Origin of the sequence: Streptomyces himalayensis subsp. himalayensis, from assembly GCF_013778455.1 — a bacterium.
GTDB lineage: Bacteria > Actinomycetota > Actinomycetes > Streptomycetales > Streptomycetaceae > Streptomyces > Streptomyces himalayensis.
The window spans coordinates 24,549-38,648 of the sequence record NZ_JACEHE010000018.1 but is presented as its reverse complement, the minus strand read 5'-3'; the positions used below and the strand labels follow the sequence as shown (position 1 = coordinate 38,648).

General features: G+C 71.1%; 11 protein-coding genes and 1 pseudogene. 7 read left to right on the top strand and 5 right to left on the bottom strand.

What is annotated here, in order from left to right; genetic code table 11:
- The first annotated feature begins 181 nt into the window (after positions 1-181).
- The 3 genes from H1D24_RS26765 (at position 182) to H1D24_RS26755 (ending at position 3,892) form a co-directional block, all read left to right on the top strand.
- Entirely contained in the window at positions 182-1,648 is a 1,467-nt protein-coding gene (locus H1D24_RS26765) for an amino acid permease (protein WP_181660264.1), read from the top strand.
- A 135-nt stretch (positions 1,649-1,783) separates the two neighbouring features.
- The gene (locus tag H1D24_RS26760; protein ID WP_181660263.1) at positions 1,784-2,266 is read left to right on the top strand and encodes a F0F1 ATP synthase subunit B family protein; all 483 of its coding nucleotides are present in this window, start codon (positions 1,784-1,786) and stop codon (positions 2,264-2,266) included.
- Between the two features lie 561 nt (positions 2,267-2,827).
- Positions 2,828-3,892, top strand: coding sequence for an oxygenase MpaB family protein (locus H1D24_RS26755; protein ID WP_181660262.1), 1,065 nt, complete (start codon positions 2,828-2,830; stop codon positions 3,890-3,892).
- 73 nt (positions 3,893-3,965) lie between these two features.
- Here the strand turns inward: H1D24_RS26755 and H1D24_RS26750 are convergent, their stop codons facing one another.
- A complete protein-coding gene (locus tag H1D24_RS26750; RefSeq protein ID WP_181660261.1) occupies positions 3,966-4,193 on the bottom strand; it encodes a hypothetical protein in 228 nt (75 codons plus the stop codon).
- Between the two features lie 405 nt (positions 4,194-4,598).
- Here H1D24_RS26750 and rox point away from each other — a divergent pair, with 405 nt between their 5' ends.
- Positions 4,599-6,065, top strand: coding sequence for a rifampin monooxygenase (rox, locus tag H1D24_RS26745; protein WP_181660260.1), 1,467 nt, complete (start codon positions 4,599-4,601; stop codon positions 6,063-6,065).
- 225 nt (positions 6,066-6,290) lie between these two features.
- Here the strand turns inward: rox and H1D24_RS42630 are convergent.
- A pseudogene (locus H1D24_RS42630) lies at positions 6,291-6,488 on the bottom strand (amino acid oxidase); the annotation flags it as partial.
- An 85-nt stretch (positions 6,489-6,573) separates the two neighbouring features.
- Between H1D24_RS42630 and H1D24_RS26740 the strand changes: the two are divergent.
- The 3 genes from H1D24_RS26740 (at position 6,574) to H1D24_RS26730 (ending at position 9,937) form a co-directional block, all read left to right on the top strand.
- Positions 6,574-7,602, top strand: coding sequence for an oxidoreductase (locus H1D24_RS26740; RefSeq protein WP_181660259.1), 1,029 nt, complete (start codon positions 6,574-6,576; stop codon positions 7,600-7,602).
- Between the two features lie 90 nt (positions 7,603-7,692).
- Entirely contained in the window at positions 7,693-8,226 is a 534-nt protein-coding gene (locus tag H1D24_RS26735; protein WP_309484452.1) for a TrmH family RNA methyltransferase, read from the top strand.
- Between the two features lie 70 nt (positions 8,227-8,296).
- Complete coding sequence (locus H1D24_RS26730; RefSeq protein WP_181660258.1) at positions 8,297-9,937, top strand: ABC-F family ATP-binding cassette domain-containing protein; 1,641 nt, start codon at positions 8,297-8,299, stop codon at positions 9,935-9,937.
- Positions 9,938-10,106: 169 nt separating this feature from the next.
- On the opposite strand, the gene H1D24_RS26725 is transcribed toward H1D24_RS26730, so the two are convergent.
- The 3 genes from H1D24_RS26725 to H1D24_RS26715 form a co-directional block, all read right to left on the bottom strand.
- Complete coding sequence (locus H1D24_RS26725) at positions 10,107-12,491, bottom strand: Tex family protein (RefSeq protein WP_181660257.1); 2,385 nt, start codon at positions 12,489-12,491, stop codon at positions 10,107-10,109.
- A 260-nt stretch (positions 12,492-12,751) separates the two neighbouring features.
- Positions 12,752-12,895, bottom strand: a complete 144-nt coding sequence (locus H1D24_RS26720; protein ID WP_181660256.1) for an LPFR motif small protein — start codon at positions 12,893-12,895, stop codon at positions 12,752-12,754.
- Between the two features lie 227 nt (positions 12,896-13,122).
- Positions 13,123-13,989 carry an SCO6745 family protein gene (locus H1D24_RS26715; protein ID WP_181660255.1) on the bottom strand — a complete coding sequence of 289 codons (867 nt, stop codon included), beginning with the start codon at positions 13,987-13,989 and terminating at the stop codon, positions 13,123-13,125.
- Positions 13,990-14,100: the final 111 nt, after the last annotated feature.

The following is a 14,100-nucleotide window of genomic DNA, read 5'->3' as shown; positions in this document are numbered from 1 at the left end:
GACCGGCGATCCATGGGGGAAGGTGTCGCGTCGGTCCGTGCCGCACACAGCGATGGCGCGGTCGGTATCACCACCACACCGGACACCATCCGGAGCACCACCACAACCACACCGGAACACCCTCCGGAGCTCGAAGACGACACCGGACAACATCCGGGTGCACCAGAAGGCAGAACCACCTGTGAGCAAGGACGCCGTAGAAACGGCCGCGGTCGCATCCCCCGCGGACGCGACCCGGACTCCCGCGGACGCGGGCGACGCCGGGTACAGCAAGGACCTCAAGGCGCGCCACGTCAACATGATCGCCATCGGCGGCGCGATCGGAACCGGACTCTTCCTCGGCGCCGGCGGACGCCTCCAGTCCGCGGGTCCCGCACTGGCCCTCGCCTACCTGGTGTGCGGCATCTTCGCCTTCTTCGTCGTGCGCGCCCTCGGTGAGCTGGTCCTCTACCGGCCCTCATCCGGATCCTTCGTGTCGTACGCGCGCGAGTTCCTCGGCGAGAAGGGCGCCTACGTCGCCGGCTGGATGTACTTCCTGAACTGGTCGACCACCGGCATCGCCGACATCACGGCGATCGCGCTCTACACGCACTACTGGAGCTTCTTCACCGACATCCCCCAGTGGGTGCTGGCGCTGATCGCGCTCGCGGTCGTCCTCCTCGTGAATCTGATCTCGGTGAAGATCTTCGGCGAGCTGGAGTTCTGGTTCGCGATCATCAAGGTCGCGGCGCTGGTCGCTTTCATGTTCGTCGGCATCTTCCTGCTGGTCACGCAGCATGAGGTGGGCGGCCAGACCCCGGGTCTGCACGTCATCACCGACAACGGCGGCTTCCTGCCCCACGGTCTGATGCCCGTCGTGATCGTCATGCAGGGTGTCGTCTTCGCGTACGCCTCGCTGGAGCTGGTCGGTGTCGCGGCGGGCGAGACCGCCGAGCCGCACAAGGTCGTGCCGCGCGCGGTCAACTCGATCATGTGGCGCGTGGGCCTCTTCTACGTCGGCTCGGTCGTCCTGCTGGCGCTGCTGCTGCCCGGCTCCGTGTACTCGGCGGGCGAGAGCCCGTTCGTGACGGTCCTCTCCAAGATCGGCGTCCCGGCGGCCGGCGACGTGATGAACCTGGTCGTGCTGACCGCGGCCATGTCCAGCCTGAACTCGGGCCTGTACTCCACCGGCCGCATCCTGCGGTCCATGGCGATGGCGGGCTCCGCGCCCGGGTTCACCGCGAAGATGAACCGCAGCCAGGTTCCGTACGGCGGCATCATGCTCACCGCTGCAGTGTGCGTCCTCGGCGTCGGCCTGAACTTCCTGATGCCCAGCCAGGCGTTCGAGATCGTCCTGAACGTCGCCTCACTCGGCATCATCAGCACCTGGGTGATCATCATGATCTGCCACCTGGCCTTCGTTCGCCGCGCCAAGGAGGGCCTGGTCACGCGCCCGAAGTTCCGCCTGCCCGGCAGCCCGGTCACCGAGATCGCCACGATCGCCTTCTTGCTGGCCGTGCTCGGCCTGATGTGGAAGGACCCCGAGATCGGCCGCAAGACGCTCTACCTCATCCCGCTCATCGGGCTCGCGCTCGTCGGCGGCTGGTACGGGGTGCGGCGGCGGATCTCCCGGACGGTCGACCAGGAGATGGGCGAGCTCACCAAGTAGCAGCCAAGTTGAGGCGCGGGGCGGGCGCGCCGGAGTGCGCTCGCCCCTCGCCTTTTGCCCTGGGAATGGCACGTTTCGGCCAACTCTGGCGTAGACGCGCGTTGTTTCGCACGGATGAGCGGGTAGGCCGTGGTTATGTATCTCGTTCCCACGGACATAGGCCCGCTCAATCCGAAGGTCGAGGAACTAGCGGTCGCCCTCCCGCTGTTCGCCGCGGTCTTCTTCCTGATCGCGCGTGTCCTGCCGCGGATCAACCGCGTCATCGCCCAGCGTGAGGACGCGATCCAGGGTGCTGCCGAGCGGGCGGAGGCGGTGCGCCTCCGCGCGGAGAACGAGCGCGCCAAGACGGAGAAGGTGCTGGCCGAAGCCCGGCATGACGCGGCACGCACCCGGCAGCGGGCCGCCGAGGAGGGTGCTGCGCTGATCGCTGCCGCCCGGCAGGACGGCCGGCGCGAACGCGACTCGATCATCGAGGAGGGGAAGGCCAGGATCGAGGCCGAGCGCGCGGCCGCGGAGACGGAACTGCGGATCAGCGTCTCCGAGCTGGCGTCGAACCTGGCGAGCCGCATCGTGGGCGAGCCGCTCCCGGCTCGGACGGTGGTGGATCCGCGCGGCTGAGCCTCGCGCGGCGCCGGGCCCAGCGGGCTCCCGGCACGGTATGCGGCCGTACTGCGCGTCGGCATGCGACGCCGATCCGGCAGGCCTGGTCCACTGGGCGCTGGGCGCTGCGGGCTCCCGGCAGGGTATGCCGCCGTACCGCTGTCGGCATACGACGTCCGCCCGGCACACACCCGACCCGGCATACCGTGCGTGTACACCGCGCCGGCACAGCCGGTCGGCGCGGCGCTCCGGCACAGTCGGTCGGCGCGGCGCCCCGGTGCACCTCCGGCGCCCCGGTGCACCTCCGGCGCCCCGCGCCAGCTCAGCCCGTCGGCCCAGCGCCCCGGCGCCCCGCGCCAGCTCAGCCCGTCGCCCTGGCGCCCCGCGCCCTCACACCTTGCCGGCGCAGCGTGCTCCCCGGTGCGCTCCCCGGTGCGCTGATCGCATACTGGATGTGTAGGAGCTGGAGGGACACGGGATCGGGGCCGGAAGCCGTGTAGCGGGGCTTCCGGCGCCCGGCCACGTCCCGGCCACCCTTGCCAGCCCTTCACCGCAGGGCCCGGCAGAGGAGCGCATCCCATGCCCGAAGACCTACGGGCCGTGAACCGGCGGGGCGGGGACCGGCGGCGAGAAGACCGGCGGGGCGTGGACCGGCCTCGCCCACCCCGTGAGACGGAGAAGCCCGAGCCGGCCCCGCCCGCCAACCTGGCGCCCCCGCCCGGCAACCTGGCGCCCCCGCCCGGCAACCTGGCGTCTCCTCCCCGCAACCTGGCGTCTCCTCCCCGCAACCTGCCGCCCCCGCCCGGCGGCATCCTCTGGGACGTCACGGGAGAGATCCGCACGCTCCTCACCCTGCCACCCGCGCTCGCCCTACAGGTGGCGCACCCCGCCGTCGGTGCGGGCGTCGACGAGCACTCGATGTTCCGTACCGATCCATGGGGACGCGGCGAGCGGTCGCTGCGGTCTCTGCAGCTGTGGGTCTACGGAGGTCAGGCCGCCGCCGAGGAAGGACGGCGGCTCAGGCGGCTGCACCGCACGATCCGCGGCACGGACGCGCACGGCCGCCCGTACCACGCCCTCATGCCCGAGGCCTACGTGTGGGTGCACGCGAGCGGGTTCCCGGTGATGCGGCACGCTCGGCAGTACCTCGACCGGCGCCCTTACACCGATGCCGAGGAGCGGCAGCTGTACGCCGAGTGGCTCCAGGTCGGCCGGGTCCTCGGCATCCGCGACCGGGACATGCCGCAGACGATCGAGGAGTTCTGGCCGTACTACCGCAATATGCTCGCCGAGGAACTGGAACTGACGACGGTGGCCAGGGAAATCGTCGCCGTGGACGGCCTCGTCCCGCCACCCGACCACGTGCCACTCCCGCTGCGCCTGGCGTTGCGCGCCCTGTGGCCCGTGCTGCTGCCACCCTTCGTACGTCTCCGGCGTTTCGTCACGATCGGGCTGATGCCGCCCGGCGCCCGCGAGGCGATCGGCCTGCCCTGGACGCCGGTTCAGGAGCGCCGCCTACGCCGCTTCGGCCGCGTGGTCCGCACGGTCGTCCCCCTCCTACCGGAGCGCCTCCGCTACTTCCCGCTGGCCCGACGGGCCCGAGCCGCCCACCGAGCCGCCACCGCCCCTCGAACAGGGCGGTAGTCAACTGAAAGCGCGGGGGGCGGGAAAGAGCCCCGGCCGCGGGCCAAGGGCTCGCTCCCAGGGCAACCCACTATCACCCGTGCCCATGCACCCCGTTGGTCGCCGAGATCGCCTTCCACGCCCGTGGCTGCGCGGGCGTACCGGACACCCGCACAACCCCGGCGTCCCGCGCCGCAGGCGCGCTGGGCTTGGCCGGGTCGTACAGCCACGTCTGGAAGAGCCCGCCCAGCGGCTGGAGAACGCCCGAGGGTGCGGCCCCGCCGCGCCAGGCCCACCGCATCCCGGGAGGCACCGTCGGCATCGCCGTACGCGGCGCGTCACCGCTTCGGGAGGAGCTCGTCCGTCCACAGCGGACGACAACAGCGGACGACAAATGACAGAGGCAAGGGGAAAAGCAAAGGCAAGGAGAAAACGCAAAGGCAAGGAGGGTTACCCACTCCTTGCCACTCTCAACGTATAGCGCACCGGGGGCCTTGCGGCAAGACCTGGGTCGTGCCGCAGAATCTCCAGCCGAAGCCAGAACCTGCGGAAATCAGGGATCCGCGAAGTACGTGTGCCTTTGTCGACGTGGGTCTCGCAGAACGTCGAACCGCCGGGGGAACTCGCGGTGCGGGGCGGGCACTCGGCGCGGAGGTGCGGGTGTGCGCGCCGCCGGATTACGCGGAGCGGCTGGCCGACATGCAAGCTTGCTGAATGGGGGGTTTTCATGATTGACGTGATCGTTGCCGGCGGCGGACCGACCGGCTTGATGCTGGCCGGTGAGTTGCGGCTGCACGGCGTGCACGTGCTCGTGCTGGAGAAGGAAGCGGAGCCGACCGGGTATGTCCGCGCGCTCGGCCTGCACGTGCGCAGCATCGAGGTGATGGGCCAGCGCGGTCTGCTGGAGCGGTTCCTCGCGCACGGTCGGCAGTACCCGGTCGGCGGTTTCTTCGCCGCCATCGCCAAACCCGCGCCCGACCGGCTGGACACCGCGCATCCCTACATCCTCGGCATCCCGCAGCCCACCACCGATCGCCTGCTGGCCGAGCGCGCCACCGAGCTCGGCGCCGAGATCCGGCGCGGCTGCGAACTGGTCGGGCTGAGCCAGGACGACCACGGAGTGACCGTCGAGCTGGCCAATGGGGGTACCCCCGCCAATGAGGGCGTAGCCGGCGGGGGAGGCACGCGGCTGCGCTCGCGCTACCTCGTCGGCTGCGACGGCGGCCGCAGCACGGTGCGCAAGCTGCTCGGCGTCGGCTTCCCCGGCGAGCCCTCCACGGTCGAGACGCTGCTGGGCGAGATGGAGGTGGCCGTACCACCGGAGACGCTGGCCGCCGCGGTGGCCGAAGTCAACAAGACCCAGAAGCGGTTCGGCGCCACGCCCTTCGGAGACGGGGTGTACCGCGTCGTCGTGCCCGCCGAGGGGGTGGCCGAGGACCGCGCGGTCCCGCCGAGCCTCGAGGAGTTCAAGCAACAGCTGCGGGCGTTCGCCGGCACCGACTTCGGCGTGCACTCACCGCGCTGGCTGTCCCGCTTCGGCAACGCCACCCGGCAGGCCGAGCGTTACCGGGTCGGCCGGGTACTGCTGGCCGGCGACGCGGCGCACATCCACCCGCCGACCGGCGGGCAGGGCCTCAACCTCGGTGTCCAGGACGCGTTCAACCTCGGCTGGAAGCTGGCCGCCGAGGTGAACGGCTGGGCACCGGAGGGGCTGCTGGACAGCTACCACACCGAACGGCACCCGGTGGCAGCCGACGTGCTGTACAACACCCGCGCGCAGATGGAGCTCATGTCCACCGAGCCGGGGCCCCAGGCGGTGCGCCGGTTGGTGTCGGAACTGATGGACTTCGAGGAGGTGAACCGATACCTCATCGAGAAGATCACCGCGATCGGGGTCCGCTACGACTTCGGCGAGGGGCATGAACTGCTCGGTCGGCGGATGCGGGACGTGGGGCTGAAGCGGGGGCGCCTCTACGAGCTGATGCACGGCGGCCGCGGACTGCTGCTCGACCAGACCGGCCGGCTCTCGGTGGCGGGCTGGGCAGACCGCGTCGACCACGTCGTCGACGTCAGCGAGGAACTGGATGTGCCCGCGGTGCTGCTGCGGCCGGACGGCCACGTGGCGTGGGTCGGTGAAGACCAGCAGGATCTGCTCAGCCAACTACCCAAGTGGTTCGGCGCTGCCGTCAGCTGAGTGCGCAGTTGTGGCTCGAAAGGGTGTGACCCCGTGTGACCCATCTCCGGCCGGGTTCGGCGCGGTCTGGTGCCGTACCCGGCCAGGATCGGGGGCCACCACCGGTGGGGCGGTCCGGCGTCGCGGTCGACTCATCTGGCAGCGGTCGCGGATCGTCGTCAGGCAGGCCTCGCGCCCCGACGGCTCGTCACTGTGCTCGCTGCAGATCAAGCCGGGCCGCCTCCTCCGCACATCCCCATGCGCGCCCTCCACCATGCGTACGCCCGTGTCGCCGGACCGCGCCGCCAACTCCTCGTAGACCTGCAGCGATCGCAGCGACCACTCACTGACCTGAGCCTCCGGCTCGATCCGGTAGGGCCACCACAGCGCGCCCGCAACCGCCGAAGTGGTGCGCCGGGCGGGTTCGCGGCTCCAGACTCGCACCGATCACGTCCCTGTTCATGCCCGGGCGGTAGCGGAATGGGTGATGCCGTGCTCACATCAGGTTCCAGGTGGGGATACTCAGGACATGTGTGCCGAGTACGCGACTTTCGGTCTGGCCCCGGCTATGCGTGCCGGCGGGGTCCGCGCCAATGGTGACTACCAACTGCACCGGGATTTCGTCGACTTCATCGTCGACGGCAGACCGCTGCTCTTCCAACTCTCCGATCTCGACGCCGTCTCCCCGCTCGCCTCCGACATCCCGCCCGCGATCTTCACCGCCCAGGTGCGTGCGCTGCTGCTGGAGGCGGAGGCTCCGCTGCCCGGTGGGCGGTACGTCATCTACGGCTGCCCCGAGTGCGAGGGCATCGAATGCGGCGCGGTCACCGCGGCCATCGACAAGGCCGACGACGGCAGCGACGACTTCGTCTGGCGGGACTTCGCCTGGCAGACGGACGAGCACGCCGATCTCGAGCTCAACGGCTACCACGGCATAGGGCCGTTCCGCTTCCGCGGTGCCGAGTACCGCAGCGCACTGCAGAGCCTGCTCGACCGGCAGGAACCGGCGCCGCGCCGCGTCCTGCTGATCGGCGCCCGCGTCGCCGTCCTCGCCAAGCTCGCCGCGGCCCTGCGCACCATCGGTATCGGCGCCGAGATCACGACGGACGCGGCAGACGTCCCCGCCGACGAACTGCGCACATACGGAGCCGTCGCCTTCGGCCGCGCCGTCAGTGAACAGGAACGAGCCGCCGTACGGGCCGCGTTCGAACGCGCCGGCGCGGACGTGGCGTACGTCGACGGGCTGGCGCCGATCATTCCGCTTCTGGTCGCCCAGATAGAGCACGCCCTCGATCGCAGCCCGGTGGAGCAGCGCCGTCTCGCGCGCCTGGTCGCCGCCGACGGCGAGGCGGGGATCGAGGTCACCTCCACCTGCCGCGTCCAGCTCACCGCGTACCGTCTCGACCGGCTCTACCGCGCCCACACCCATGAGGTTTTCGACGACATCCTCGACACCGGCAAGCACCGAATCTCACTGGACGCGAAGGCGACCAAGGGGGAATCCTTCATCGTGGCGCGCACGACGGACAGCGTGCTGGTCGCGCCCATGGCGCGATGACCACCGACCCCGATCGGCCCGGGGCGAGCCGTATGTCGCCCCTACGACGATGACTTCTGCCAAGAGCTGGAGGTACGCCTCCGTGGCGCGGTGAGCGCCCGGAAGAGCGGACCGTCGATCCGTACGCGCACTCCCGGCGAACTGCGCCGCGCGCGCCGCCCCCGCTCCCACGCCTGCTGGGACCACCTCTACGTGGCGCCCCTGTGGCCGCTGCACGGCGCGAACCTCGGCACCCTCGCCCGTACGTGTGACGCGACCGGGGCGTGCCTGACGGTGCCGCGCTTCCCCTGGGTGCCGGAGGCGCTGGCCCGTGGGAACACGCTGCGCAAGCCGCCGTGTGTGCACTGGACGGGCGACCCGGTGGGCTGGCTGGAGCGTCAGCGCGAGCGCGGGACACGCATCGTGGGCGTCGAGCTGGCTGATGAGGCGATTCGCCTCGCCGACCTTCCGCCCGCCCGGGAAAGGACGGTGATCGTGCTCGGACACGAGCAGAACGGCATCCCGCCCGAGGCGCTGGACCTGCTGGACGTGTGCGTGGAGATCCCGATGGTCGGGACGGGCGCGAGCCTGAACGTGGCCGTTGCGGGATCACTGGTGCTGTACAAGCTGGCGGGGCTGCTCTGACCGCCCGGGGCGGGCCTCGCCGTGGTCGGTCCGCCCCTCGCTCCCACCTCTCGTTAGGATCGACGGCCTGATGACTGCCACTCTCGTCGCCAAGAACCTCGCCGCCGGCCACGGCGACCGCTCTCTTTTCTCCGGGCTCGACCTCGTCGTCGCGCCGGGGGACGTGATCGGACTCGTCGGTGCCAACGGCGCCGGGAAGTCCACGCTGCTGCGCCTGCTGGCCGGGCTCGCCACCCCCGAGCAGGGCGAGCTGCGCCTGTCGCCGCCCTCCGCAACCGTGGGGCATCTGCCACAGGAGGCGGAACGGCGCCTCGGCGAGACCGTACGGGAGTTCCTGGCCCGGCGTACCGGGGTTGCCGAGGCACAGCGCGCCATGGACGCGGCCACCCAGGCGCTCGTCGACGGTGAGCCGGGCTCCGACGACGCCTACGCGGAGAGCCTGGAGCGGTGGCTGGGCCTCGGTGGCGCCGACCTGGACGAGCGCGCCGAGGAGGTCGCCGACTCGCTCGGGCTGCGCATCGGGCTCGACCAGCCCATGACGTCGCTGTCGGGCGGGCAGGCGGCCCGCGCCGGGCTGGCATCCCTCCTCCTGTCTCGCTACGACGTGTTCCTGCTGGACGAGCCGACGAACGACCTGGACCTGGACGGACTCGAGCGCCTGGAGCGGTTCGTCACCGGTCTGCGCGCTGGAACCATCGTCGTCAGCCACGACCGGGAGTTCCTCGCCCGCACCGTGACCAAGGTCCTCGAACTCGACCTCGCCCAGGGGCAGATCAACCTCTACGGCGGTGGATACGACGGGTACCTGGAGGAGCGCGAGACCGCGCGCCGGCACGCCCGCGAGGAGTACGAGGAGTACGCCGACAAGCGCGCGTCCCTCCAGGAACGGGCGCAGATGCAGCGCACCTGGATGGACAAGGGCGTCAAGAACGCCCGGCGCAAGGCGGGCAACGACAACGACAAGATCGGCCGGAAGTTCCGCAGCGAGGCAAGCGAGAAGCAGGCCGCGAAGGCCCGGCAGACCCAGCGCATGATCGAGCGGCTCGACGTCGTCGAGGAGCCGCGCAAGGAGTGGGAGCTGCGGATGGAGATCGCCGCGGCGCCGCGCTCCGGCGCGATCGTCGCATCCCTGCGCGACGCCGAGGTACGGCGCGATGGCTTCGTACTGGGGCCGGTGACGCTGCAGATCGACTGGGCCGACCGGATCGCCGTCACCGGCGCCAACGGAGCGGGCAAGTCCACGCTCCTCGCCGCCCTCCTGGGCCGCGTGCCGCTCGACGCGGGCCACGCGGCGCTCGGATCGGGCGTCGTCATCGGCGAAGTGGACCAGGCCCGGGCGCTGTTCCACGGCTCCGAGTCACTGCTGGACGCGTTCTGCGCGGCCGTCCCCGACACCGAGCCCGGCGAGGTACGCACCTTGCTGGCCAAGTTCGGGCTCAAGTCCGACCATGTGCTGCGCCCGGCGGCGAGCCTCTCCCCGGGCGAACGCACCCGCGCGGCCCTGGCGCTGCTCCAGGGCCGCGGCGTCAACCTCCTCGTCCTCGACGAGCCGACCAACCACCTCGACCTGCCCGCGATCGAACAACTCGAGTCAGCCCTCGACTCGTACAAGGGCACGCTGCTCCTCATCACCCACGACCGCCGCATGCTGGACGCGGTACACACGACAAGGCGCCTGGAGGTGACGGAGGGCAAGGTGACGGAGCGCTGACCGGATGGCGCGGCGCCCCCGTTGTGGGAAACCGCTCCGCACCGTTGTGGGCAGGCGTTCCGCAGGGCTGGGGGCACCTCCGGCGGTAGCTGGGGGAGGGTGGGCACAATCCCCCGTTCCGGTTACTGGCTGGCGTACGACACCAACCCCGCACCGCGGGGGCCAACCGTCAGCCCCGACCCCGCCCGGGGTCAACCAACCCGGCCCGCCGAAGCGCATCAGCCATCGCACTGTTCGCAGGCGGCGGAGGAGCCTGCCGAGCCCCACCACCCCCGCGCCCCTGCCGCGCCTGCTGCCCCCGCTGCTGCGGCGGCCGCCCCCCACGCTGGGGTCGCCCACCCCCGGCAGAAGAGGAAGACGCAGGCGCAGCCTCGTCGTCCAACCGCAGCGTCAACGAGATCCGCTTACGCGGAATGTCGACATCCAGCACCTTCACCTTGACGATGTCGCCCGGCTTCACCACATCCCGCGGGTCCTTGACGAACGTCTTGGACATCGCGGACACATGCACAAGACCGTCCTGATGGACACCGACGTCCACGAACGCACCGAACGCGGCGACATTCGTGACCACGCCCTCCAGGACCATCCCGGACGACAGATCGGAGATCTTCTCGACGCCCTCCTTGAACGTGGCCGTCTTGAACGCCGGACGCGGATCCCGCCCCGGCTTCTCCAGCTCCCGCAGGATGTCCGTCACGGTCGGCAGACCGAAGGTCTCGTCCACGAACTCGTCGGCGTGGAGCGAGCGCAGCACCCCCGTATTGCCGATCAGCGACGCGACATCGCTGCCCGTGGTCTTCACCATGCGGCGCACCACCGGGTACGCCTCGGGGTGCACGCTGGAGGAGTCCAGCGGGTCGTCGCCGCCGCGGATCCGCAGGAAGCCGGCGCACTGCTCGTACGCCTTCGGGCCAAGGCGCGCCACGTCCTTGAGCGCCTGCCGCGAACGGAACGGGCCGTTCGAGTCCCGGTGGGCGACGATGTTCTCGGCAAGGCCGCTGCTGATGCCGGAGACCCGGGCCAGCAGCGGCGCGGAGGCCGTGTTGACGTCCACGCCGACGCCGTTCACACAGTCCTCGACGACCGCGTCGAGCGACCGCGACAGCTTCACCTCGGAGAGGTCGTGCTGGTACTGGCCGACACCGATCGACTTCGGGTCGATCTTGACCAGCTCTGCCAGCGGGTCCTGCAGACGGCGGGCGATGGAGACGGCGCCGCGCAGCGACACGTCCATGCCGGGCAGCTCCTGCGATGCGAAGGCCGAGGCCGAGTACACCGAGGCGCCCGCCTCGGACACCATCACCTTGGTCAGCTTCAACTCAGGGTGCTTCGTGATCAGTTCACCGGCCAGCTTGTCCGTCTCGCGCGACGCCGTGCCGTTGCCGATCGCGATCAGCTCGACCGCGTGCTCCTTGGCGAGCCGCGCGAGCTTGGCGATGGCCTCGTCCCACTTGTTCTGCGGGACGTGCGGGTAGATCACGTCCGTCGCGACGACCTTGCCGGTCGCGTCGACCACGGCCACCTTCACGCCCGTACGGAATCCGGGGTCCAGCCCCAGTGTCGCGCGCGTGCCGGCAGGGGCGGCGAGCAGCAGGTCGCGCAGGTTCGCGGCGAAGACCTGCACCGCCTCGTCCTCCGCGGCCGTACGCAGCCGCAGCCGCAGGTCGATGCCCAGGTGCACCAGGATGCGCGTGCGCCAGGCCCAGCGCACCGTGTCCACCAGCCACTTGTCGGCGGGACGGCCGCGCTCGGCCACCCCGAAGCGGCTGGCGATGATCGCCTCGTACGAGGAGGGGCCGGGCTCGTCCCTGGGCTCCTCCGGCTCCAGAACGAGGTCCAGGACCTCCTCCTTCTCACCGCGCAGCATCGCCAGGATCCGGTGCGAGGGCAGCTCGGTGAAGGGCTCGTCGAAGTCGAAGTAGTCGGCGAACTTGGCGCCCGCCTCCTCCTTGCCCTCCCGCACCTTGGCGGCCAGCCGCCCGCGGGTCCACATGCGCTCGCGCAGCTCGCCGATGAGGTCCGCGTCCTCCGAGAACCCTTCGGTGAGGATGGCGCGGGCGCCGTCCAGGGCCGCCTGCGGGTCCGCGACGCCCTTGTCGGCGTCCACGAAGGCCGCGGCGGCGGCCACCGGCTCGACCGACGGATCGCCGAGAAGCCCCTCGGCGAGAGGCTCGAGACCCGCCTCGCGCGCGATCTGCGCCTTCGTGCGCCGCTTCGGCTTGAACGGCAGGTAGATGTCCTCGAGACGCGCCTTGGTCTCGGCACCGCGGATCTGCGCCTCCAGCTCCTCAGTGAGCTTGCCCTGCTCGCGCACCGAGTCGAGGATCGCCGTCCGCCGCTCCTCCAGCTCCCGCAGATAGCGCAGCCGCTCCTCGAGCGTGCGCAGCTGCGCGTCGTCGAGCATCTCGGTCGCTTCCTTGCGGTAGCGGGCGATGAAGGGCACCGTCGAACCGCCGTCGAGCAGCTCCACGGCAGCCTTGACCTGCCGCTCCCGTACGCCGAGCTCCTCGGCGATCCTGCCTTCGATGGACCCTACGAGGGGTGTCGTCACGATCCCGTACCGCCTTCTCCACTGAGGTTGCGCCGCAATTGTGGCAGGCCCCACCGACAACCGGGCACGTGGGCGCGACGAGGCGAGGGTGACAGTCAAAGCGACAAGGGAGGGGAGGGAGGCGGAGGCGCCGGTGCCCGACGCGGCTTCCGGCACGGCTACGACCTGCGGGAGCTGACGGTCGCGGCCTGCCGGGCGGAGGGGTTCGAGCCGGACGGCCGGTCCGGCGCATCGCCGGCGCCGGTCCGGCGCACACCGGGTCACACCCGGCGAGCCCGCCCCGTGCGGCGCGTCGAGTGGGCGGCGCCGCCGAACAGCCGGGCAAGGGCCCGGAAGGGCAGCGTCACCACGGTGGCGACGGCGGCCCCGATCTGGCGCAGCACATCTGCAAAAGCACGGAACACGTCTTCCCCTTTCGTCCTCCGGCCGCGTACGACCCGGAACGGCCCGGATCGGCCGGAGACACACGGGTACCTCGGCTCGCTCGGGCCATGCAGCCGGCCGCGGTCGGCTGACGTCAACTGCGGCCGCGGTCATGCGGTCTGCTGCGATCAGCCGGCCTCGGGTGCAATCAGCCGGCCTCGGGTGCAATCGGCCGGCCTCGGCTCCCAGGAGAAGCGATCCGCTGGGGTCAGTTCTTGCCGATCATCCCGGCCGGAAAGGCCCCCGCCGCCACAGCCGCCCCAAGAAAGCCCGCCGCGAGTTCGGTGAGCCGCTCGACGCCCGCCGCGCCCAGGTGTTCGTACGGCGCACGGTCCAGCCGGTCCGTCTCAGTCTCGAGATCCCGCCGAAGCGCGACCCCCGCGTCCGTCAACTCGCCGTCCGCGTCGAGAAGTCCGCGCGAGCGCAGTCGCTCCGTCGCCGCTTCCCAGTCCTGCCGGGCCCATCCGCGGGTACCCAGGACCCACCTCGGTGACATGCCCTTGCCGGTCGCGGTGTGGGTCACCAGGGCCTCCAGCGGGTCGAGTTCCGCGTCCAGCAGGACGGCGAGGTGCCCGTCGCCGCGGTGTTCGCGCAGGAGGGTCGCGGCGTGCCAGTACGCGAGGTGCGGCTCCTCCGGTACGGGCAGGTCGGCGTGCGCGGCGTACAGCGGCCGTGCCGTCCTGCTGCAGGCCTCGGTGGCGCGCAGAGCGAGGCCTGCCGCCTCGGCCATCTCCTTCGAGGCGAGCGCCTCCTTTCCGAGCAGCCGGTGCAGCGTCGCGTCGACGGCACGCGCGCGTGCCGCGAGGACCCTCTCCGGAGAGGCGATCCGCCAGACCGCTGGGACGTGCTGCGCCACGAGCTCGTGCTTGAAGTTGTAGAACGTGGCCGTCACCGTGCCCGCTCCGACCGGGCCCATGGCGGCCGCCCGGGCGCCGAAGTACGCGGCGTTGCTGTCCTCGATGCCGATCCCCGCCAGCTCCGTCCCGAGGTCCGGTGAGAAGTAGTGGGCCGAGTGCAGCGGATTGATCGCGTTGTGGCAGCGGCGGCCGGCGCGCTCCGGCAGGGGTGAGTTCATGCCGCGCAGATTACCGACTGGTTGGTATGCCGGGGAAGGCGGAATCTGCACCGCCCCGCAAAGGCGGAATCTGCACCGCCCCGCCCGATGGCAGGATTGGTGGGGGATTCG